This is a genomic window from Butyricicoccus pullicaecorum DSM 23266 (assembly GCF_900167005.1).
Lineage (GTDB): Bacteria > Bacillota > Clostridia > Oscillospirales > Butyricicoccaceae > Butyricicoccus > Butyricicoccus pullicaecorum.
In genome coordinates, this window is record NZ_FUXW01000001.1 from 526,415 (window position 1) to 548,332 (window position 21,918).

Consider the following 21,918-nt stretch of genomic DNA (forward strand, 5'->3'; position numbering starts at 1 on the left):
AGGATGTCCGTTTTCTTTTTCCCCAAAAGCAAACAGCCCAATCTCGAGCGGGAGATCGGGCTGCTTTTTTAATCTGTAACATGCGGCAGCGGAATTGTGATTAACAATTCAAACATGCCATGCGTGCGCTGCAAGGTCATCGCACCGTGATATCGTGTACAAATCTCTTGCAAGCTGCGCAGACCCAGACCGTGATTGACACGGTCTTTTTTTGTGCTCTGCGGCAGCGTACCCGGCTGCAGCGGGGAACAATCTGCCGTGCGGTTGCGGATGCACAGGACAAATAGCCCCTTGTCGGTGCATGCGCGAACCGATAGCCGACGCGTATCAGGCGGCAGTGCAAGGCAGGCTTCGATCGCGTTGTCCAGACCGTTTGCAAACAGTGCGCACAGATCAATGTCCTGCAAAGGGAGATCGTTCGGCAGCGAGACCGAGAACGCGGACTGGATCTCAGACTGCTCGATACGTGCAGATTTGTTTTGCAGGACGGCGTTGACGATCTGATTTTCACAGTAACGCCTGCGCGGCTGCATGGCCGGCGTGTCGACCAATGCGTCGATGTAGCGATGCAGGGCATCGCCGGATAATTGCTGCATGGTTTGCAGGTGGTTGGCCAAATCGTGCCGTAAGCGTCGAACCTCTATTTGAGATTGTTCCAGCTGGTCATAATACACGCGATTGACTTCATACAGCGCCTGTTCCTGTAATAAGCGTTCGTGTCGTGATAACAGCTGCACGACATAGAGATTGACCAGAACTGAGAGCAAGATAAACGGTGTCATCAGGAAGCTCTGCAAGATAAAGAAGGAGTTAAACGCGTTCTGTAAGGGGGATTCGCCCCAATAAGGCTGAAAGATGGGCATGGCGATGCATAACAGGAGCACCAGGAAGGGAAACACAGCCATGATAAATGCGACGCGCCACAACTTCGGGGACAGCGCGGGATATTCGTCAGGCCAGAGGTGCAGGCGACGGAAACCGACAGTCAAAAGAACGATCAAAGCAAGAAGCACCGCATAGGCGAGCAGGATACCCGAAGGGCGAGCATGCTCAATCGCGGTCACGATTGCACCCAGTTCAATGGTTAGACAGAAAAAGTTCAGGATGAAGGTCAGGCGTGGAAGCGGTGCGCCTTGCAGTGCGTACAGGAGCGCGCCGGAGAATACGGGGAAAAAATAGAGCACGTTGGGGTCTCCAATATAGATGGGGAGGCCAAACGAGACAAAAAAGACGGTGACACCGACGATGGCTGCCGTTCGGGTTTTGCGCTGCGGGATGAACGCGCCCAAGAGTCGCCAGAGCAGGATGGCGCTGGGCAGACCAAAGGCGACTACGATGATGAGTTTATACCAGAATTGCGGTGCGATATATACAGAACCAGAGAGTACGCTCATATTCAGAAGTCCTCCAGCATACCGCGGGCGCAGGCGGCCATGACTGCGGTGCGATTGGCGCGGCTGATGGGCAAGCGCAGATTGCCCAGAAAAACAGCGCTGTCCTCAATCCGATCGATGGCCGAAATGCGAACCAGATAGCGCTGATGGATGCGCACAAATCCCGCACCGAGCGCCGCTTCCACTTGATCGAGCTTGTCATAAAATGTATATTCGGCTGTCCGTGCGATCAGATGCACCTGACGGCGATCACTGTAACAGTAGAGAATATCGCGCTTGGGCACGCGGAACAGGCCATCGGTGTTGTGCACCGAAAAGGTTTCAGGTGCGTCGTTTTCCAGCTCGTGCGCGGCGCGTTCCAGCACAATGGAAAGCTTGTCCATCGACAGCGGCTTGAGCAGGTAATCGAGTGCACGAACGGCATAGCCGTCAAAGACGTAATCGGCATAACCGGTCAGAAAGACAATGTGCAGGCGCTGATCTTGAGCACGGATGGCGCGTGCCACGTCCATGCCGGACATTTGCCCCATCTCGATATCCAAAAACAGCAGGTCGATGGTGTTGGGGTGTTTTGCCAGCCAGGACAGCAGACCCTCGCCCGAAGAAAATTCATAACAGACGCAGCCCGGAGACAGACGTTCCAGTGCGCTGTGCAGTGCCAGACGGGCAGCAGCCGCGTCGTCACAGATACCGATTCGCAGCATAGCGTTAAAAAATCCTTTCCTTGATAAGCTGGTTTCATTATAGCATATCCTTGTCTTTTGTACATGGCACGCCGAACCAGACTTGACAACAGAACGACCAAACTTTACATCGTGGTCAAACCGACTGCAAAAATTTACGGCAGAGGTGCCGAAACTGACGAGGCGGTTTGCGGCATAGTACAGATGGGCGTATGCTGAGGACAGAAAGTAAGAGAGGTGAGCGTATATGCTGCAAGTCAAAAATCTGCATAAATCCTACACGGTAGGAAAACAGCACTACGAGGTGCTCAAAGGGGTGTCCTTATCGGTTGAGAAAGGGGAGTTTGTCGCGGTCATGGGGCCGTCCGGTTCGGGAAAAACCACGCTGCTCAACTGTATCTCGTGCTATATCCCGTTCCAGTCGGGTGAGATTCTGCTGGGCGGCACGGCGCTGGCTGCATTGGACGAGAATGCGCTCGCGCGTGTGCGGAACACCAAGCTCGGTTTTGTGTTTCAGGACTTTATGCTCATTGATGGACTGACCGTCCGCGATAACATCATGCTGCCCCGCATCATCAGTGGAAATACCGGCGGTGACATGGAGCAGATCGCCGACCGACTGTGCGAGCTGTTCGGCATCGACCACATCAAACACAAGTACCCGGCCGAGATTTCTGGCGGTGAGAAGCAGCGCACCGCGGTTGCGCGTGCACTCATCAATCACCCGCTCGTCATTCTGGCCGACGAGCCGACCGGCAACCTGGATTCCAAGTCGTCTCGTGCGGTCATTCAGTCGTTCGAACAGGCGCGGCGGGAGCTGGGCGCAACGATTTTCATGGTCACCCATGATTCGTTCTCGGCCTCGTACTGTGACCGCGTCATTTTGATGAAAGACGGTGTGGTGTACCGTGAGCTGCGCAACGTGGGCGATCGTTCGGCGTTTCAGGATCATTTGCTGGCTGCAATTAAGGAAATGAGCAGGGAGTGAGTCAGATATGAGGACATTTTCCGAAGTATACGCTGCGCTCAGACGGAAAAACCGGGGACATTATCGCATGCTGACCGGATGCAGCTTTTTCTCCGTGCTGCTCATCACGGCTTACGTCACCATGATGCGCTCGCCGACTGTGCTGACCGTCTTGCCGGAGGGCGGTGATTCCCGCAAACAGGTGATGATGGTTTTTGTATTGGCCTGCGTGGGCTGCGCGATGTTTACCCTCTACGCAAGTTCGATTTTCTTCCGCCAGAAATCGCGGGAGACCGGTGTGTTTCTGCTGCTGGGAGCATCCAGAAAGCAGATTCGCGCCCTGCTTTTTGCCGATCTTGCCCGTATCTCGTTCGGCTCGTGCATTGCAGGTGCGGCACTGGGTGCGCCGCTCGCATGGCTGATCTGGCGGGTGTTCCGTCTGGTCGTCGTGGACAGCGAAGAGATGGTGCTGACTTTTGACCCGACGGCTGGTCTGTTTGCACTGTGCTTTTCGGTGTTTGTCATCGTTATGCTGTTTGTCATGGGTGCACGGTTTTTGAGGCGTACCAATATCATCGACGTCGTCAACGAGTCGCACAAGACCGAGCCCATCCGCGAAGTGAAAGCGTGGTATGGAACGGTTGGCATCGTGCTGATGATCGTGGGCGGTCTGCTGGGATATCTTGCACCGAGTTTTTGTGTCCGGGTGCTGCAATGGTATCCGCCGTCTATCGTGAGCGGCATCTGTTATATTCCGCTGTTTATCGGGCTGTATCTGCTTCTGCTGCACACAGTGGTCAATGGATGGCGACGAGGAAAGAGCCGATATAAACACATCATCACGACGTCGATTATGAAGTTTCAAGGCCGTCAGACCGTGCGCAACATGCTGGTCATCACCGTGCTGATTGCGGGTGCGTATTTTGCGTCGTTCTACACACCTATGCTGGGTGTCGGTGCCATGATGGGCTATGCCGAGCGGCCGATCGACTACGCCTATCACTATCGTGCAGATCAGAATATGGTGACCGAATCCGAGGTGCGTGAGATGGCCAAAGAGGAAGGCGTGACCATTACGAACTGGGTGGAGGGCGAAGGCGCCGAGCTGGGCATGGATGGCACGACGCAGATCGAGACCGAAACCCCGGTCGGCACGACGTACACGACTGAGTATGTGGAAATGTTGTCGTCTGAGATCGTGCTGTCCGAGCGCACGTACAATGCGCTGACCGGTCAGCAAATCGATGTGCAGCCCGGACACATCCGCGCGGTTTGTGATGACAACGGGGATAATCAAAACATGTTTGACCCGGATGTTACCCGTCTGACCAATCTGGTGACTGGCGAGGTCATGCACGTCATCCCCGACAGCGATGCGCCGCTGTGCTATACCATGTTGTTTGGCCGTTATGTGCTGGACGATGGAGACTACGAGACCATCACCCGCAGATTAGAGGGACGCAAATGGTTTGACCATATTGTGTTCTTTAACGTCAGCGACTGTGATGCAAGCTATGCGTTTGCCAAACGGCTATTTCATGCCATCGTCGACCGTTCCAGCCCGGAAGTGGAGGTCATAGACGCTTATAACATCGGTGCCGAGCAATACTATCAGTCGATTGGGAAAGAATACGCCATGGCACCCGAAAATCTGGCCAAATATCAGCTCAGTCCCATCGACTACGACCAGCGAGATTCCTCGGACTTCCGGCTGTACTGGAAGTACATGCCCCAGTTCCGTGTGCTCGATCAGAATGACTTTGTGCGCACGATGGCGGTTTATTTGATGCTGTTCATCTTTATTGCAATCATCTGCTTTGCGGCGGTCATTATCATCGCGTACACACGGTGTTTGACCATTGCACTGGCCAACAAGCAGCTCTATGAGGATTTACGCCATCTGGGCGCCAGCCCGGACTATCTGTTCCGCACCGCCCGTGGACAGGTCAGCCGCGTGTTTATCACGCCCTGCATCGTGGGTACGACCGGTATTTTTGCCCTGTATGCCATGATTATGTATTTGAACGACAACCAGTTCACCTTCCAGGAGCTTGTCGGCATGGGTGCTTGTCTAATTATCGTTTTGGCATGTACGCTTGTGATTTACGGCGTGTATCGCAGCGCGAGAAAGCAAGTTTGCCGTTTGCTGGGTATCTGAGATAAAAAACGCTCCCGTTCTGGGAGCGTTTTTTTGTGTGGATATTGGGAAAGCTCTTTACATACCTAGAAGTCCGAGGTATAATGAAGACACAGAATACATAGAACTTCTAGGTATAGGAGAGGAGGATTCTTATGGAACTGGATAAGAACCTGATTGGAGGAAGCACGCGCTTGCTGCTCCTGGCGCTGCTCAGTGAGAGCGATCGTTACGGCTACGACATCATCCGCACGCTGGCCGAGCGTTCCCAGAATGTATTTGCGTTCAAAGAGGGGACGCTGTACCCGGTTCTGCACAAATTAGAGGCCGAGGGCTGTATCCGCTCCTATGAAAAGGTGGTGGATGGCCGCCGTCGGCGGTATTACAGCATTACCGAACAGGGCAAAAAGCAGCTGATAGAGGAACGGCAGCAGTGGACGACCTTTTCGACTGCCGTGGCGCATATTCTGAACGGCCCGGCCTTTGCGTAAGACAGACAGGAGGAATGAGCCGATGACGGCACAAGAGTTTATTACAGCCGTGACCCGGCAAGTACATTTCTTCCCCGATCGCGAGCAAATCGGGCGCGAGCTGATGGATCATCTGGACGACAGCGCAGCCGATTTGCAGGAATTTGAGGGACTGAACGAGCGGGATGCTTATGCACAGGCGGTGGAAAACATGGGCGATCCGGGAGAGATCGGCCGTGCACTCGACCGGGCACATAACACGGTTGGAAATTGGACGTGGTTTGTCAGTAAGGTGCTGTGCATCTTGGTTTGTGTGCTGCTTGGTGCGCCGATGGTGATTGGAACCGTCGTCTCAGCTGGTATGTCGGTCTATTCCATGGTCGATTACAGCAAAGACAACGTGGAATTTGAAGCGCCGGTTGACACTTGGGTTGACGTGGGCGAGACGCTCGAATTGGGCCCCAAGCGTGTGACGATCGACTGGGTGGCGCGACTGGAAAATGGAGATGTGTGCATCAGATATCATTCATACAGTATTGGACGTGCAGCTTGGGGTGTCAGTTCACCGGAAATTCTGGTAGACGATGACATGCATTACAATGGAAGCGGTGCGTGCTACAGCGGAATCATCACAGTCGGCTGGGTTGTTCGGGAAGGCGTAGATGGGAATGCGCACACGCTGACGATTGGCTGGCCGGAATGGAAGGATGCCGAGAAATCGACCGTACAGATTGAGCTGCCCGCGCGAGAGGAGGGAGCCGCATGACACGCAGAGCAAAGACCGTTCGCAATTTTGCTATTGTGTTGGTGATTCTGGCTGCTGTATTCTGGCGAGCGGCACTGTATTTGACGTCGGATGCCTGTGTCCTGGCTTCTGTGGAGGAGCTGGGTTATGGTACTTGTGAAATCATTCGCCGGGATGCGTATGAGGATGGGTATGTTTACGTACTGCAGGCCGTGGATGGCGAGTATGTGTTCCATAAAACCAAGCGCGTCGGACCGTTCTGGCATGCGGGCGGCGGTGGAAGTATGAACTTTGTACCGCAGGATGGCGCACCGATTGATACAACGATGTGGGGGAATAATGAAATTTCCTATGTGATTTGTAAGCGCGATGACCCAGACATTGCCCGGATTGAGTGGGTCTGCAAGGATGGCACGGTAATTGCAGCCGATGACTGGACGCAGGATATTATTTTGACCGTCATATCGAGTGGTTTGGAGAATGCGCAAGGAAATGTTCGAGCGTATGACACTGCGGGCAATTTGGTATATGAAAAAGAAGTGATTGGATAAAGAAAGACCGCTCCGGGAGGAGCGGTCTTTTGGTTGGAATATTTGATTGATTCCCGGGGCGGACACCGGGAATCAAGGGGGAATTCCGCCGTCTGCGGACGGCGGCTCAGGGCTCTGCCCTGAGAACCCGCAGCCTTTCGAGAAAGGCTGGCGAAAGCTCCAATTCGGGGTGCGGTGGTTAATCGTTTTCGCGGATGCGATCGACGATACTTTGTTTATTTGTCGCGTGATAGGTGACGAGCGGGATGAGCACGCCGAGCAGCAAAAAGATGGGGAACATGATAAGAATTGGCGTGACGGTGAAGTGATAGGAGAAGAACCAAAAGACCTGACTCATACCGCGTTCAAGCAGGGGACTGAAGATAAGGTTCAGAGCGAAAGTCACGAGGATTGCGGACAGGGTATACAGGGAACCTTCGATCATGAGCATGGTTTTGAGTTGATGACCGGTCATACCGATGGATTGCAGCACGGCAAACTCTCGTTTGCGGGTGATGATACCGGTCAAGACGGCATTAAAGAAGTTGAGCACGCCGACAAGTCCCACAATGAAGCTCAGCACACCGCCCAGCATCAGGAACATATTGCGGAAGTCCTCAAACTCGGCGGCATAGGTGGCCTTGCTCTCAAAGTCGTAGCTTGACAGCTCATTTTGCGTGGCATCTGCAAGGAAAGTTTCCATGTTCTGTACCGCTGCCTCGTCCTGCATGTCAAAGGCGTACAGCATAATGCTGGATGTACCCGAATCCTGGATAAAGGTCTGGTCGTTGAGGATGAATTCATCCGAACCATAGTAGCGGTAGGAAAGCGGGTAGGGCACGTCAACCAGTGCGGTGACCGTGTAATCAATATCGCGATATTTGATTGCGCGGGTGCGGTAGGGCTGATCGTCCGGGATATTCTCGGGGTCTAAGACCTCGCCGGTAGATGGGTCGTAGAATTCGAACTCTTCGACATAGCGCAGGGTGACGGTATCTCCGATTTTTGCCCAATGCGAGTCCATGACCGGATTGTCATAGTCGTCCGTGGAGTAGACCGCTGCAATATTGCGCGTTCCGGGCTGATCGAGGGTAGACAGGTCACCTTCCAGAACGTTCAGGTGATCGCGGGTGTAATCATCCATGCCGTAAATCTGGGCATCGTCTAAGATTGTGCCGCCTTCACTCCTTTCACGTACGGAAAGCATGGCATTCAGTTCTTCCTGATCGGCATAATGGGACTTTGAAGTGCGGAACCAGTCCTCGGATACAAATTCCTGTACCGATGTCGTGCGGCCATAGACTACACCGCCGTCGGCGATGCCGCCTTGTGCGTTTACGGTGTCGACCACCGACTGCGGCAGCGCAGTATCTGCCGAGAATCCGCCGCCGGTCTGAAAGTAACTGGCTTCTGCTACGACAAAATCACTGATCATATTGCGCGAGATGTATTTGTCCATGTCAAAGCCACTGGTAAAGATCACGGTTAGAGTGAGCAGGACAACAGCCAGCGCGAGCGAGGTGACCGTGAGCACGGTCTTTTTGCGGTTGCGTCCCAGGTTTGCCCATGCCATTTGTGCGATTTTCGCACCGCGTGTCCGGCGTTCCCGGGTTCGCTTACTGCTGCCCTCGGTGTAGCGCACGGCCTCAATGGGAGAGACACGACCGGCGATGCGTCCGGGCTTACGGCAGGACAGGAGTACGGTCAGCAGAGCGAAGAGGGCAGACAGTATGAAAATCACCGGGCTGGGAGAGGTTGCAATGTGCGGGATACCATCCAGTCGGCTGATGACGACCGGGGTGAGCAGCGCCCCCACGCCATAGCCCACAATCAAACCGAGCGGAATGCCAAAGATTGAGAGTAGGAGAGCCTGCTGGCGCACGATACGCCGAATCTGTCGGCTGGTGGTGCCGATGGTCTTGAGCAGACCGTAGAATCGGATATCATTCGTGACCGAGATTTGGAATACATTATATATAATGAGGTATCCGGTAAAGAGAATCAGGAGCAGGACGGCGAGAATCGAGAGGATGGTTCCTGTATCCATATCGGAAAAGAGCGAGGTCGCAGTGTAGCCCCAGTTGACGCCGGTCGAGATATATCCCTCCTCGATGCGTGACCGATCCTGATAACCGTGATTTGCAAGCACAGTGTCCATCTTTTCCGAGATGTTCACGGCGTTGTCAAACATCACATCGAGATTGTAGCTGCCGGTCATGCCGTCCTTACCGGGCGGTGTGATATGCAGTTCATCCAGAACGGCATCCACGCGGCTTTCGGGAATCAGAATGTGATTTGCGACGATGGCCTCGTCGTATTCCCACCAGCCGCACAGGGTAAACGTCTGGGTAGTCTGTTTGCCGTCTACATCAAAGGTGACCGTGAAGGGGGTGCCCAGCTTGGGTTCTACTCCGAGCAGCGCAAGTGTACGGGTGTCGGTCGCGGCCTCGTCGGTTCCCTCGGCAGGCAGCTGACCCTCGACCGGGTTACAGTACATCCAGTGCGCTTGGTTGGCATCGGAATAGCCGATTTCTACATGACTTTTGTTGAAGGGCGCATCAAAGGGCATGCCCAGAAAGCGGCGCAGACCATATTCTTTGATAAGTGGGTCTTCTTTGAGCTCGTTGTATTGTTCTTCGGTCAGATACTTAAAGCCGCCGTGGCTGAATCCGCCGATCTGACGGAAGTTGGACTGTTCAAACGAGTTGTTGATGGACATTGCAATGGTGAACAGCGAGGTAAAGAGCACGGTGGTGAGTAAGATTGCCAGAATGGCAATCAGATTGCGCGTACCGTTGGCACGAAACGCGCGGAAGGACAAGCGCCGAATACAAGCGCGGTTTGCAACATGACGCATGGTGCTCACCTCCGAATCTTGCCGTCTTCAATGCGGATGATGCGGTCGGACAGCTGCGCAATCTCCTCGTTGTGGGTAATCATCACGATGGTCTGACCGAATTTTGCACCGGTTACCTTCATCAGCGACAGCACATCCTGCGAGGTGCGCGAGTCCAGATTGCCGGTCGGCTCGTCTGCCAGAATGATGGCGGGTTTAGTGGCCAGCGCGCGGGCAATCGCGACGCGCTGCTGCTGACCGCCGGACAACTGATTGGGCAGGCGGTGCTGCATGGTGTCCAGACCAAGTACTGACAGGATTTCCTCGACATAGGGTTTGTCGATCGGGTTGCCGTCGAGCTCGATGGGAAGGACGATGTTTTCGTACACGTTTAGGACGGGAACCAGATTGTAGCTCTGGAAGACAAATCCGATCTTGCGGCGGCGGAAGATGGTGAGCGCGTCATCCTTGAGCGAGAAAATGTCCTGACCGTCCACAAAGACCTTGCCGGAGGTCGGACGATCCAGACCGCCGAGCATGTGCAGCAGGGTGGACTTGCCCGAACCTGATGTACCGACGATGGACACAAATTCACCGTTCTCCACCGAGAAATCCACGCCGTCCAGCGCACGGACTTGGGTGTCACCTGTGCCGTAATATTTTTTCAGATGTTCGGTCTGTAAGATTGTCATGGAAAAAGCCTCCTTGAAGCGTTGTGCTGTTTTGTTCTGGCTCTATCATATCAAAACAATCTTACCAGAGCCTTACAAATCGATAGAAAAATCTAACACTTTTGTCACAATTGCGCAGACGCAAAGAAAGCTCCGCATCCGGGAGAGGACTTGGAGCTCAGTTTTTTGGCAAAAAGGCTGAGAAGACCGCACCTTTTCCGGGCGCAGAGCTGACTTTGATATAGCCGTTCTGGGCGCGTAAAATCTGACGGGTCAAGTACAGACCGATGCCCACACCGGGAATCTGCGCGGCAGAAGGCGCGCGGTAGAACCGGGCGAAAATTTTAGCATGCTCGGTTTCCGCGATACCCGGGCCGCTGTCCGCTACACATACGGCACAGTACATGGGCGCGTCCTGCACGGTAATCTGAACCGTACCGCCTTCGGGTGTGTACTTAATGGCGTTGTCGATCAGGTTGCCCACAGATTCGGTCGTCCATTTGGGGTCAAAGTGTGCCGAAACGGTGGTCGGTGCGACGGTCAGCTCGATGTTTTTGTCTTGTGCGGCCGGCAGATAGGTCTGATAGAGCGATTCCAGCATGGGTGCGAGCGGGCTTGTGACCGGATGCACCTGCACCAGACCGGTTTCCAAATGCGAGGTCTTGACCAGAGAATCGATCAGAAACCGCAGTTTTTCAGCCTGCTGACAGGCTTGTTTGACGAGTGCGTGCTGCTCCTCGGTCAAAGGCTCCTCGTCCAGCAGCGAGGTATAGAGCAAAATATTTGCAATCGGCGTGCGCGTCTGGTGGGAAATATCGCCGATGAGCGATTGAATGCGCGCACGATCTTCGTCCAGTGACGTGCGCGACAGCACACTTGCGGACAAATATTGCGCAAGTTTTTGCTCGGTGCGTGAGATTTGACTCTCGTCGTATCGCGTGGGCTGAAATTCACCGCGAATGGCACAGTCGATCATGTTGTCCAGCCGGTCGTGGGTGTTTCGGGCGCGAAAAAACAGTACGACAGAAACGCACAGCAGCACGGCGGCAGCGAGCAATAATAGAATTTGTGCCATCATGCCTCTCCCCAGACGTAACCAATGCCGTAAACCGTGCGCAGATAGACCGGCTTTTTGGGATCGGTTTCGATTTTCTGCCGCAAACGGCGAATGGTGACCGATAGCGTGTTTTCATCCACAAATTCCCCGCCATCCCACACCTGTTCGAGCAGAATTTCGCGGGAGAGCGTCCGACCGGCGTTCTGGGTCAGTAGCCGCAGTAGCCGCTGTTCGGTGCGGCTGAGCGTCAGCGGCTCATTACCGCGCTGAAAGAGCTGACGGGAAAAGTCCAGCGTTAGATCACCGGTCTGGATGACCTCGGTGGGCTGAGCGGAACGCCGCAGGGCGGCGCCGACACGTGCGCGCAGCACGGCCAGACTGAAGGGCTTGACGATGTAATCGTCTGCACCGGCTTCCAGACCGGCGACCTCGTCGTACTCGGCATCGCGTGCGGTCAAAAAGAGGATGGGCACCGATGAGGTGCGGCGCACTTCGCGGCATAAGTCCAGACCTGAGCCGTCGGGCAGATTGACGTCGAGCAGCAGAAGATCGAAGTGCTGGGCAGACAGCGCCTGCCGCGCTGCGGCCAGATCGACACAGGGAACGACTCGACCAGCCGCTTTGAGCGCCAGTGCAATGCCGCTCGACAGGGCAGCGTCATCTTCGAGCAGTAAAATCTGAGGCATAGCCGGTCACCCAATCGTTTTCCAGCGCTCAAGCTTGGGGAGCAGCTCGTGCAGCAGATCAAACGCCTCTTGAATGGTCATATCGGGATTGGAATTTGCAAATACGGGTGCACGCCGTGTGATCATATCTTCCATGGTCAGCTCTTCGGTGAATGCACCGTTCTGATAACAATACATGCAGTAGCTCTCGCTTTTAGAACCGTCGGCTTCGGTGCCTTGCACCTGCGGCACGAGCGGAAGGCGGCAGCTTTGACAGAATTTCATGGGCTGCATTGGGATCATCTCACAATCTTTGTATTTTCCTTTCCATCATACCGCCCGCACCTGTATTCGTCAAGCCGGGCCTTCCTGCGCTTCCATCGCCGTGCGCAGCTTTTGCAGCGCTTTTTTCTCAATGCGCGATACATAGGAGCGTGAGATACCCAGCGCGGCAGCGACTTCGCGCTGGGGCAGTGGGTCGTGACCATTCAGACCATAGCGCAAGGTCAAGATATGCTTTTCCCGGGGAGACAGATTGCGGGACAGACAATCATACATGGTTTGGTAACGGTCACTCATCTCGACCAAATGTAAACGCTCGTCTTCCACGCTGATCGTTCCGAGCAGAGCAAGCGAATTGCTGTCTCCATCACTGTCGGGTGATTCATCCAGCGAGACATCGTTTTGACTCTTGCGTCCTGCACGGAAATGCATGAGAATTTCATTTTCAATGCAGCGCGCCGCGTAGGTCGCCAGCCGTACCCCTTTGTCCGGCTGATAGGTGCTGACCGCTTTGATCAGTCCAATCGTGCCAATCGAGATCAGATCATCCTGCTCAGACGGGTCTGCGTAATATTTTTTGACGATGTGCGCGACCAGTCGAAGGTTATGCTCGATCAGTTGATCGCGTGCCGCGGTGTCACCCTGTGCCATGCGGGTCAGACAGTCCTGTTCCTCATTGGTGCGCAGCGGCGGCGGAAACGAACCGCCTGCACCCTGAACACGGAGCATGAAAAACAGTGCGTGCATCCAAAACAGCATAAAAAACGCTCCTTTCTGTGATAGAGCTACTGTATGAATGCGTGAGGTCGTCCCATGACCGAAACAAGCGAGAAGTACGGTCAAAAAAGACCTGATATTCGAAGATATCAGGTCTTAAAACAGGCGATTTATTTGAGCTGCTTGCCGTCTTGGAAAGCGTTTCCAACCTTGGCACCCAGTTTGCGATAGGTGTTGTGGATGGGATCAAAGGTGATAGGCTCCAGCAGGTCGGGATCGATGCTGCCGTCTGCGTCCAAAATGCGCTCGTCCGCGCTGACGTTTACGATCTCACCTACCAGCCGACAGGTTTCGGGATCGTAGCTGATGAGACGGCATTCCAGCGTCATGGGCAGTTCCTCGATGATCGGAGCATCGACGAAGGTGGAGCGAGTGGTGTGGAATCCGGCTTTTTCCAGCTTATCCGGCGTGTCGTTCGCCGAAACAATACCGACATAGTCGCACGCGACCACGTGCGCGGCATCCGCCATGCTAACCGTAAACGCCTTGCGGGTCAGAATGTTTTTGGTGGTCTTGTGGCCTTCGCTGATGCAGATTGAAAGTTCGTTGGCCTCACTGATGCCGCCCCAAGCTGCATTCATGGCATCCGGGGTACCGTCCTCTGCATAGGATGCGAGAATCAGGACGGGCTGGGGATAAGTCCAGGGCTTTGCACCAAAATTTTTGCGCATGATATTGATTCCTCCTGTCTGAAACGAGAATAGTCAATCAAAAACCAACGGACATCGCAGAAAACGATGAGGGAAGTTTAATTTTATGATACGCGCTTGTCAGGCAGAAATCAATAGTGACAGCCTAGATTGATCATAGGCTGGCTTTGAGTCGATTGAGTGCCTTTTGAAGCGCGGGAATGTCGGTTAGTGCGCGGTATTCGTCTGACTCGGTTAGTCCCTGATAGAGCATCTGGCGCAGTTCACGGGTGGTGGCGTGCTGTTCGGGGTGAACTTCAAAGGACAGACCGGGGCAAAAGAGATCAGCGTCGGGATAAATTGCCGGACCGATGACTGTATCGACCAGACGAACGAGACAGTCTGTGGCCTGTTCCAATTTGCCCTGCTGCTGGTAGATGCTCGAGAGTGGACCGTCGCTCAGATCCAGCAGACCGAACTGCGCGGCAATCGTTTTGTATGCTGTGATGGCTTTAATACCCTTTTCCGGTGACAGCATAAGCTGCGGAGAGGCAAGCATTAAAAGATACTGCTGAACCTGACAGATGGATTTGTAGAGTTGATTTTGCAGCACGTTCAGCGCTTGTTCGCGCTGTTCCTGTTTCAAGTGAAGATGAACGCGAACGAGTGTAGGGTCTCCGGTGTGTGCGGGCAGCTGAGAGAGCAGGTGCTCGGCCTCTTCGAGTGCACCAGAGACGATGGAAAGGCTGGCCAGCTGCAAGGTTGCAAGTGACCAATAGGTCGCGTCCCCAGAGGCACGCACCTGTTCGAGCAGATGACGCTTGCGTTCCCGCCAGTGCGCCTGCTCGCCCGCGGCCGGGAAGAACATGGCGAACGCATCGTAGGCCGTGGCAGCGTGAAACTGAAGTGCGGTGCAGTTGGGATAGCGGTGCAGCAGAGCTTGCAAGCGCTCCTCGGCGGCTTGGACACCCTGCGCCAGTGCGCACTGTACGATCTCGTTGATACGTGCGGTCGCGTCGTCGTCGGACAGGGTGGACTCAAATTGCAGCAGCGTGTCTACATTGGTGCCAAGCGCCCGGGCAAGCGGACAGAGCAGCGTGATGTCTGGGTACGAGGAATCGGTCTCCCATTTGCTAACTGCCGGTGCGGATATGCCGAGCTGGTCGGCCAGCTGTTCTTGTGTCATACCGCGTGCTTTGCGCAAAGCGGCGATTTTTGCGCCCAATTTTAAGGATTCCAGTTGCATGGCATGGTGCCTCGCTTTCTGTCTTGATTTCGCATTGCGCTTTGCGTATCTTTATTGTACGGCAAGCGACCGGACAAGGCAAGCGAGGCAAGGTTAAGTGCGAAGCGAGTTTTCTCAACCAGTGTTCAAGATAGAAAGAAAGACCGGCAGAAATCTGCCGGTCTTTTGTTTATTCCAAGATATAACGCTGATACCACTGACAAGCCTGCTTAACAGCTTTGTGGACGGGCATTCCGGCACCAGACAGGATGGTCAGCCAGCCGATTTTGTCTTCTGGCACATCAGACGGAGCCGGGGACAGGCTGACAACGTTGCCCACGCAGTCGGCAAGCAGCAGACCGGCATCGGCCGTCTGGAGAAATCCCTTGACGCGGAAAGTATCCTCGATAAACATCTCGATGAACTTTTGTAGGTCATAGCGAGAAATTTCCGGGGAAATTTTAACATGCAGTTTGCGCACGGTCAAATCGGCGGTCAAGGGCATAGATTCACCGGGAGCAGGCGTGTGCTGTGCGGACAGGAGATCAAGCAGAGAACCATCAACCTGACCGAAAGATGTCTCAATGATGGGAATTTCAGGCCGTTGGCCGCGAACGAGAGCGCGGGTCTGGTCAAGCTGTTCGTCGGAAGCCTTGTCGATCTTGTTGATGACCACAACATCACTCGAGGCCAGCTGCTTGACACAGGTGCGCGCGGTGGCATACAGCTTGGGAAAACGCACCGCGTCGACCAGGCAGACCGCACCCTGATAATCGATGTGCGGGAAACGGTCGGTCTGAGAGAACAGACGGCGCACGCCGGTGGGATCGGACAGACCGGAGGCTTCGACCAGAATCACATCGGGATGCAGATCGACAGAACCACGCAGAACCGACTCGAACTGATCCAGACGGCAGGAGCAGAAGACCGAACCACCTGAGATTTCCTGCAAGTATGCGCCAAGGCTGGAAAGGAGGGTGCCGTCGACACCCTCCTGACCGAACTCGTTGATAATCAGCTGAATCTTCTGACCGGCGAACAGGTCAAGGAATCGTTTGAGAAAGGTGGTTTTTCCCGCACCCAAAAACCCGGTAATCAGATACAGTTTGCTCATAGGCTTACTTTCTGCTGTCGCAGACAGCGATCGCCTCATTGATGGCAGCTTCCAGCTCTGCCTTGGTGGGGATGATCGAGCGGTATTTGAGCTCACCGTTGATGTACATGGACGGCAGGTTGGGTACACCCATCTTGACGCAGCGAGCGACATTTTCCTTGTAAATAAACTTATATTCGACCATATCGATCTTGTCGCCGAAGGTTTCCTTTGCCTGGTTTGCAGCACCCATCATGTAGCCGCAAGCTGCGCACTGTGCCGAATCGAGGGTGAAGACCTCGACGAGCGGCTTGGTGAGAGAAGCATAGTCGGGAATGACAACGTTCGAGGTGTCGATTTCCTCTGCCTGATAGTTCTTGACCATCTCGCGTACTACGTCGGTCTCGATGGCAGCCTGTGCAACGCCGATGCAGTTTTCAACCGGTACGTTGTAGGGCATGTCGCAGCCGGGAGCCAGGATGAAGTTGCGCTTGTCCGGGATGGAGTCGAGCAGATCGACGGCAAACTTCATGTTGTCCTGCTGGTTGCCGAGCAGCATGATGGAGGTCAGCGGGATGTTGCCGCCAATGGCAACGTTATAGCGGTCGGTGATCTCCTTGGCAGCCAGAAGGTTCACGTTTTCGTCGACGGAAATAGAGTCCGGATTGGTCTGGCACATAACCTCGATGTTTCGGGTTGCATCGCCGCAGACGAAGAACGAGGACAGTGCGCCCTGTGCACGGATGTGCTCGAACAGCTCGGTGTAGGGCTCGGTCATGTACTGCTCAAAGTGTGCGGTGGAAATCTGGGAGATCAGCGGGTCTACCAGTGCGATGACATCCATGCCAGCCTCGATGTAGTAGTCGGCCATCTTCATGCACACGCGATTGCAGAATGCGAACAGGCTCTCGACTTCTTCTTCAAAGTCGAACATATCGGTGAACAGGTTGTTGCCGCGCAGGTGGGAAGCCAGGGTGAAGGGACCGCAGATCAGGCCATACAGTGCGGTGGTGTCGCCGACTGCTTCCTTCATGCGATGCATAACATCGAGTACATAGGGGATGCGTCCGCTCTCCTTGGTCGGGATCTTGCAGTCGCAGGGCGTTACGGGCGGCTCTTCGTCGCTGCCGTCGAGCGGATGGGAGCTGACAGACGGCGGGCAGTCATCGGCCCAGGTCAGGCCGCAGCCCAGGCACTCAGCCTCGATCTGTAAGTCAAAGATGACCGGCTGGCCATCGGGCTTATACAGACGGTTAACTTCCATCAGGGACTCGAACGCCTTGTCAGCGTCGGTCAGCATTTCGGTTGCGGTGTAGCCCTTCAGGTGACCGGCGTGAACGCCTGCGAAGGGAACCCAGGGGGCACGTTCGGTGGACTCGTGGCGCAGGGTGCGGAGCAGCAGATCTTTCATGTGGAACATCCTCCTAAGAATGTAAAATTACGTGTTTTTTCAAAGAGATTGGTCGGAATCCGGTGTTTGCTGTGCACAGCAGCAGGCAGACGGTGCGGGCGTGTGATTGGGACAGGCTGACGTCAGCAAACCGATGACCTCATCGATTCCCTGACGGTAGTCGGTCAGCGTGTCGATCCAACTGTCCATGCAGGCGCGGCCAGCGTCGGTGATGGCAAACACACGCTTGCCCATCGCGCCGCGGGCGGCACTGTCGAGCGTGGACGAGATCAGTCCCCGCGCTTCCATCTCGCGCAGAACACGGTAAACGCCGGTTGCATCCGGTTTTGCATCGCGCCACAGTGCAGTCTGGCCGAGCTTGCGCAGCAGATCATAGCCGTGGTCGGGCGACTGTGCGAGCGCGGACAGGATGATGGGCTGGACGAAGCGCATGAGCGTTCCGCCCTGACAGGCACATTTGGCATTTTTGATGCTCATACCGGGTGACCCTCCTTTGTGTTGGCTCTAGTATAACAAATCGAATGGGCGCGGGATTGTAGGATATTGCTCTGGTTGGTACAATCTTCTTTTTCTGAAGGATTATGCACAAATTTGTGAATGACAGACAAATAAATAATTAGAATTTGTGCAGATGATACGAAAATCATCGAAAAGAAGGACGCGCAATGCGATTTTCTTGCCTGTCCATTGCACAAGACGGCAAGATATTTCTAAAAAAAATAAGATACTGCAAGTCAGGAAAAATCAAATCTGCTATGCTGATGAAACTAGAGTAAGTCCAATATTAGACTGACACGAGATAGCGATTTGCAGACAAAGCAGGAGGGACTGGATATGACAAACTTGGAGCTGATTGCATACGCAGAGCAGAACGCCCAGAGCGGAACACTGCTGACACATGACCAGATTGTACAGCTGTTATCGATTGCGCCGGAGAGCGCAGAATGGAGTGCACTGGGCGCAGCGGCACGCCGGGTTGCACACACATTGACCGGAGATCGGGCTTACCTGTGGGGTGCCATCGGGGTGGATTTCGCGCCCTGCTCAATGAACTGTGATTTTTGCTCACTGGGTGAAAAGTGGGGCATCGTGCGCGAGACGCGAAGCTATGACGCGCGGGAAACCGTGGCGCAGGTGCGCGAGTATGCCGAGGCTGGGGTGCGTTGGATTGTGCTGCGCACGACCGAGTTTTATTCGCAGGATGCGCTGGGTGACATGATCCGAACCATCCGTACAGAAGTACCGGGAGACTATGAAATCGGCCTCAACATCGGAGAATTTGACCTTGCAAAGGCCAACTGGCTGGCCGCATGTGGTGTGGATTTTATCTATCACTCGCTGCGCCTCGGTGAGGGCAAGGACACCCGATTTGATCCCAAGGTGCGTCTGTCCACCTTGCAGGCGGTCAAGGATTCGCCGCTCAAGCTGGTCTTTCTGGTCGAGCCGGTCGGTATTGAGCATACAAACGAAGAGATTGCCGACCTGATTCTGCTGACCGCGCAGTATGGCGCTATCGTTTCGGGCAGTATGGCGCGCATTCCGGTGGCAGGTACGCCGCTCGGCGTGCATCCGCAGGTGAGTGACGCGCGCATGGCGCAGATCATCGCAGTCACCCGTCTGGCCTGCGGCAGCTGTGTCCCGGATATCTGCATTCATCCGGGTACCCGCCTGGCGATGGAGTTCGGCGCAAATGTGACGGTCATCGAGACCGGTTCGGTGCCGCGTGATACCTGCTGCTGTTCGGGTGGTAAGTGGAACCAGTTTGATGCAGCGCGTGCCAAGGAGCTGTTTGCGCAGGCGGGCTACACCGTCCATCAGACTGCATGAGGGAATCAATATGAGATCGTTTTACAAGTGGGTCGCACGACTGTCCTGCGTCCTTTTGCTGGCTACAGCGTTGACCGGTTGTGCATCGCAAGAAGGCAAACAGGAGACCATGCACGCGACGGTCGGAACCTGGAAGACTGCCCAGACGCTGACGCCATACTTTTATCAGGATTATGCGGATATGGCCATTGAGGTCAAACCGTTCACCAATCCGGGAGATCAAAAGACCGCACTGCTGGCTGGCAGTCTGGATATGACCGGCACGACCATTCCGACCGCCATTCAGGCGGCAGCAGCCGGGGAACCGATCAAGATTGTGGCCAGTCTGTGCAATAAATGTTCGGCGCTTGTCGTGGCGGCCGATTCGGACATTCAGACCGCAGCTGATCTCAAGGGAAAGACCATCGCCTATGTGCCGGGTACGATGCATCACGTTCTGCTGCTCAATGTACTCGAGCGTGCCGGTCTTGACCCGGATACCGATGTTAAACTCGTTCGAGTTGACTTTTTCGATATGGGTCAGGCGCTGGCCGGGGGACAGATCGACGCATTCCTGAGCGGAGAACCCTATCCGACACAGGCGGTGCAGGACGGGTACGGCAGAATTTTGGAATATCCGTATTTTGACGACAGCATCGGTACGATCAACGCGGCCATGATCGTCACCGAGGACACCATCGAGCAGCGTCCCGAGTTGGTGCAGAAGCTGGTCGATGCTCATGTGCAGGCGACCCAAAACATGATCGATCACCCAGATGACTGGTTGGATTTGGCCGCATCGATGGGAACCGACCGGGAGTTGCTGACCGCCTCGGCGGACAATATTGAGCTGTGCTGGCAGATTGATGAGGCTTACATCGAACACACCGAGCGATTGGCCGAGCAGATGCAGGCGCTCGGTCTGATCGACACCGTGCCCGACATTCAGGACATGTTCGATTTGTCTTTCCTGGAGCATGCCGCATGAAGACCAGAAAATTCGACCCGGTGGGCTGGATTGTGCCGATTTTGGTGATTGCGGTCTGGTGGGCTGTGACCCGGTTCGGCATCGTCGCACCCTATCAGCTGCCCAGTCCGCAGACGCTTGCGCGGGTGCTGGTGGACTTTGCAACCGGTTGGTACGGACTGACCCCGTATGCCGGGACGATGTTTTTGCACCTGTGGCACAGCCTGTACCGTGTCCTGACCGGGTTTGCACTGGCGGTCGTGCTTGGACTGCCGCTCGGCTTTGCCACCGGACGGGTTCGGCTGCTGCGCCGGTTGTTTGACCCTTTTCTTGGACTCATTCGCAGTGTTCCCGGCATCGGATGGCTGCCCATTGCGATCGTCTGGTTCGGTGTCGGTGAGGGAAATACCCGGTTTCTCATCACGCTGGCGGCCTTCTTTCCCATTTATCTCAATACCATGCAGGGCGCGGCTGGTGTACCCGATTTGACCGTGCGTGCAGGCCGTATGCTGGGTGCTCGCGGTTTGACCCTCTTTGCCACCGTGATTTTCCCGGCTGCATTTTCCCAAATTGCTGTCGGTCTGCGGCTTGGCTTGGGTGTCGCGTGGGCGTATCTGGTGCTCGGTGAGGTCACCGGTGTGACCGAGGGGCTGGGCGCGGTCATGACCGACGGGCGTATGCTCGGGCAGGTCGATATCGTGCTGGCCGCGATGATCGTAATTGCGATTGCGGGCAAACTGACCGACTGGCTGCTGTGTGCGCTGTGCCGCTGCATCAGTCCGACCGTGCGCAAAGGAGGAAGAAACGCATGAATCAGGGACTTGTGATTGACAATCTGTGTCATCGGTTTCATACTGAAAACGGGCAGACCGTAGATGCACTGAATCACCTGTCGCTGGAAGTTCCGGCGGGGCAGATCGTGTCGGTGATTGGTGCGTCGGGCTGCGGAAAGAGTACCTTGCTCAGCCTGATTGCCGGATTTGATCGTCCGACACAGGGAGAGATCACGCTGGATGGCGTGTCGGTCGTGGGAAAGCCCAGTCCCGACCGCTGTCTGGTCTTTCAGTCGCCTGCACTGTTTGAATGGCTGACCGTGCTGCAAAACGTGGCGTACGGACTCAAACGACAGGGTATCCCGCGTCAGGACAGACGTGCACAGGCGATGGATATGCTGGCACGAGTGGGACTTTCCGGCTTTGAAAAGCAGTATCCGCATGAGCTGTCGGGCGGTATGCAGCAGCGCGTCGCGCTGGCACGTGCACTCGTGATGCGTCCGCGCGTGCTGTTTATGGACGAACCCTTTGCCGCGCTCGATGCCCAGCTGCGCCAGCAGATGCAGCAGCTTGTCCGCAGTTTGTGGCGTGAACTTGGACAGACCATCCTGTTTGTGACCCACGATATCCGTGAGGCGGTCGCGGTCGCGCATCGTGTGGTCGTTCTGACACCACGGCCGGGAACGGTCAAGGCGGTCTTTCCGGTGCCGGGTTCGATGGAGAACCGGGAAGCATTTCTGCACACCGATGCATACGAAACGCTGTGCGCACAGATTGGGGACACCCTGTTCGATCGATAA

General features: G+C 55.1%; 22 protein-coding genes. 9 read left to right on the plus strand and 13 right to left on the minus strand.

Going from position 1 to position 21,918, the window contains the following annotated elements; all coding sequences use genetic code 11:
- Positions 1 to 68: 68 nt before the first annotated feature.
- Both B5D52_RS02685 and B5D52_RS02690 read right to left on the minus strand, forming a co-directional pair.
- The gene (locus tag B5D52_RS02685; protein ID WP_016147482.1) at positions 69 to 1,394 is read right to left on the minus strand and encodes a sensor histidine kinase; all 1,326 of its coding nucleotides are present in this window, start codon (positions 1,392 to 1,394) and stop codon (positions 69 to 71) included.
- A gap of 2 nt (positions 1,395 to 1,396) precedes the next feature.
- Entirely contained in the window at positions 1,397 to 2,098 is a 702-nt protein-coding gene (locus tag B5D52_RS02690) for a LytR/AlgR family response regulator transcription factor (RefSeq protein WP_016147481.1), read from the minus strand.
- A 226-nt stretch (positions 2,099 to 2,324) separates the two neighbouring features.
- On the opposite strand from B5D52_RS02690, the gene B5D52_RS02695 reads away from it, so the two are divergent.
- The 5 genes from B5D52_RS02695 (at position 2,325) to B5D52_RS02715 (ending at position 6,947) form a co-directional block, all read left to right on the plus strand.
- Complete coding sequence (locus B5D52_RS02695) at positions 2,325 to 3,065, plus strand: ABC transporter ATP-binding protein (RefSeq protein WP_016147480.1); 741 nt, start codon at positions 2,325 to 2,327, stop codon at positions 3,063 to 3,065.
- A 7-nt stretch (positions 3,066 to 3,072) separates the two neighbouring features.
- The gene (locus tag B5D52_RS02700) at positions 3,073 to 5,202 is read left to right on the plus strand and encodes an ABC transporter permease (RefSeq protein ID WP_016147479.1); all 2,130 of its coding nucleotides are present in this window, start codon (positions 3,073 to 3,075) and stop codon (positions 5,200 to 5,202) included.
- A gap of 134 nt (positions 5,203 to 5,336) precedes the next feature.
- Positions 5,337 to 5,672 (plus strand): PadR family transcriptional regulator, encoded by a 336-nt coding sequence (locus B5D52_RS02705; protein WP_016147478.1) that lies wholly within the window; start codon positions 5,337 to 5,339, stop codon positions 5,670 to 5,672.
- A gap of 22 nt (positions 5,673 to 5,694) precedes the next feature.
- The gene (locus B5D52_RS02710; RefSeq protein WP_016147477.1) at positions 5,695 to 6,417 is read left to right on the plus strand and encodes a permease prefix domain 1-containing protein; all 723 of its coding nucleotides are present in this window, start codon (positions 5,695 to 5,697) and stop codon (positions 6,415 to 6,417) included.
- A complete protein-coding gene (locus tag B5D52_RS02715; RefSeq protein ID WP_016147476.1) occupies positions 6,414 to 6,947 on the plus strand; it encodes a hypothetical protein in 534 nt (177 codons plus the stop codon). Before B5D52_RS02710 ends, B5D52_RS02715 begins: the two co-directional genes overlap by 4 nt.
- 178 nt (positions 6,948 to 7,125) lie before the next feature.
- On the opposite strand, the gene B5D52_RS02720 is transcribed toward B5D52_RS02715, so the two are convergent.
- The 11 genes from B5D52_RS02720 to B5D52_RS02770 all read right to left on the minus strand — a co-directional run bounded on the left by B5D52_RS02720 (position 7,126) and on the right by B5D52_RS02770 (position 18,049).
- Complete coding sequence (locus tag B5D52_RS02720; RefSeq protein ID WP_016147475.1) at positions 7,126 to 9,783, minus strand: ABC transporter permease; 2,658 nt, start codon at positions 9,781 to 9,783, stop codon at positions 7,126 to 7,128.
- 5 nt (positions 9,784 to 9,788) lie between these two features.
- Complete coding sequence (locus B5D52_RS02725) at positions 9,789 to 10,454, minus strand: ABC transporter ATP-binding protein (protein WP_016147474.1); 666 nt, start codon at positions 10,452 to 10,454, stop codon at positions 9,789 to 9,791.
- A 157-nt stretch (positions 10,455 to 10,611) separates the two neighbouring features.
- Positions 10,612 to 11,511 carry a sensor histidine kinase gene (locus B5D52_RS02730; protein ID WP_040332520.1) on the minus strand — a complete coding sequence of 300 codons (900 nt, stop codon included), beginning with the start codon at positions 11,509 to 11,511 and terminating at the stop codon, positions 10,612 to 10,614.
- On the minus strand, positions 11,508 to 12,176 hold the full coding sequence (locus tag B5D52_RS02735; RefSeq protein WP_016147472.1) for a response regulator transcription factor: 669 nt from the start codon (positions 12,174 to 12,176) through the stop codon (positions 11,508 to 11,510). The genes B5D52_RS02730 and B5D52_RS02735 overlap by 4 nt, the downstream gene beginning before the upstream one ends.
- Before the next feature lie 6 nt (positions 12,177 to 12,182).
- A complete protein-coding gene (locus tag B5D52_RS02740) occupies positions 12,183 to 12,440 on the minus strand; it encodes a zinc ribbon domain-containing protein (RefSeq protein WP_051113171.1) in 258 nt (85 codons plus the stop codon).
- Between the two features lie 69 nt (positions 12,441 to 12,509).
- A complete protein-coding gene (gene sigK, locus B5D52_RS02745) occupies positions 12,510 to 13,196 on the minus strand; it encodes an RNA polymerase sporulation sigma factor SigK (RefSeq protein WP_016147470.1) in 687 nt (228 codons plus the stop codon).
- Positions 13,197 to 13,324: 128 nt separating this feature from the next.
- The gene (locus tag B5D52_RS02750) at positions 13,325 to 13,885 is read right to left on the minus strand and encodes a flavin reductase family protein (protein ID WP_016147469.1); all 561 of its coding nucleotides are present in this window, start codon (positions 13,883 to 13,885) and stop codon (positions 13,325 to 13,327) included.
- Positions 13,886 to 14,018: 133 nt separating this feature from the next.
- A complete protein-coding gene (locus tag B5D52_RS02755; RefSeq protein WP_016147468.1) occupies positions 14,019 to 15,089 on the minus strand; it encodes a helix-turn-helix domain-containing protein in 1,071 nt (356 codons plus the stop codon).
- Positions 15,090 to 15,258: 169 nt separating this feature from the next.
- Positions 15,259 to 16,182 (minus strand): CobW family GTP-binding protein, encoded by a 924-nt coding sequence (locus tag B5D52_RS02760; RefSeq protein WP_016147467.1) that lies wholly within the window; start codon positions 16,180 to 16,182, stop codon positions 15,259 to 15,261.
- A gap of 4 nt (positions 16,183 to 16,186) precedes the next feature.
- Positions 16,187 to 17,572 (minus strand): uroporphyrinogen decarboxylase family protein, encoded by a 1,386-nt coding sequence (locus B5D52_RS02765; RefSeq protein WP_016147466.1) that lies wholly within the window; start codon positions 17,570 to 17,572, stop codon positions 16,187 to 16,189.
- A gap of 39 nt (positions 17,573 to 17,611) precedes the next feature.
- Positions 17,612 to 18,049: a PadR family transcriptional regulator gene (locus tag B5D52_RS02770; protein ID WP_016147465.1), complete on the minus strand. Its 438-nt coding sequence runs from the start codon at positions 18,047 to 18,049 to the stop codon at positions 17,612 to 17,614.
- 357 nt (positions 18,050 to 18,406) lie between these two features.
- Between B5D52_RS02770 and B5D52_RS02775 the strand changes: the two genes are divergently transcribed.
- Genes B5D52_RS02775 through B5D52_RS02790 form a run of 4 tightly spaced genes read left to right on the plus strand, consistent with a single transcriptional unit; the run spans position 18,407 to position 21,918 of the window.
- A complete protein-coding gene (locus B5D52_RS02775) occupies positions 18,407 to 19,399 on the plus strand; it encodes a radical SAM protein (RefSeq protein ID WP_016147464.1) in 993 nt (330 codons plus the stop codon).
- Between the two features lie 10 nt (positions 19,400 to 19,409).
- The gene (locus B5D52_RS02780) at positions 19,410 to 20,366 is read left to right on the plus strand and encodes an ABC transporter substrate-binding protein (RefSeq protein WP_016147463.1); all 957 of its coding nucleotides are present in this window, start codon (positions 19,410 to 19,412) and stop codon (positions 20,364 to 20,366) included.
- Positions 20,363 to 21,157 (plus strand): ABC transporter permease, encoded by a 795-nt coding sequence (locus B5D52_RS02785; RefSeq protein WP_016147462.1) that lies wholly within the window; start codon positions 20,363 to 20,365, stop codon positions 21,155 to 21,157. Before B5D52_RS02780 ends, B5D52_RS02785 begins: the two co-directional genes overlap by 4 nt.
- Complete coding sequence (locus tag B5D52_RS02790; protein WP_016147461.1) at positions 21,154 to 21,918, plus strand: ABC transporter ATP-binding protein; 765 nt, start codon at positions 21,154 to 21,156, stop codon at positions 21,916 to 21,918. Before B5D52_RS02785 ends, B5D52_RS02790 begins: the two co-directional genes overlap by 4 nt.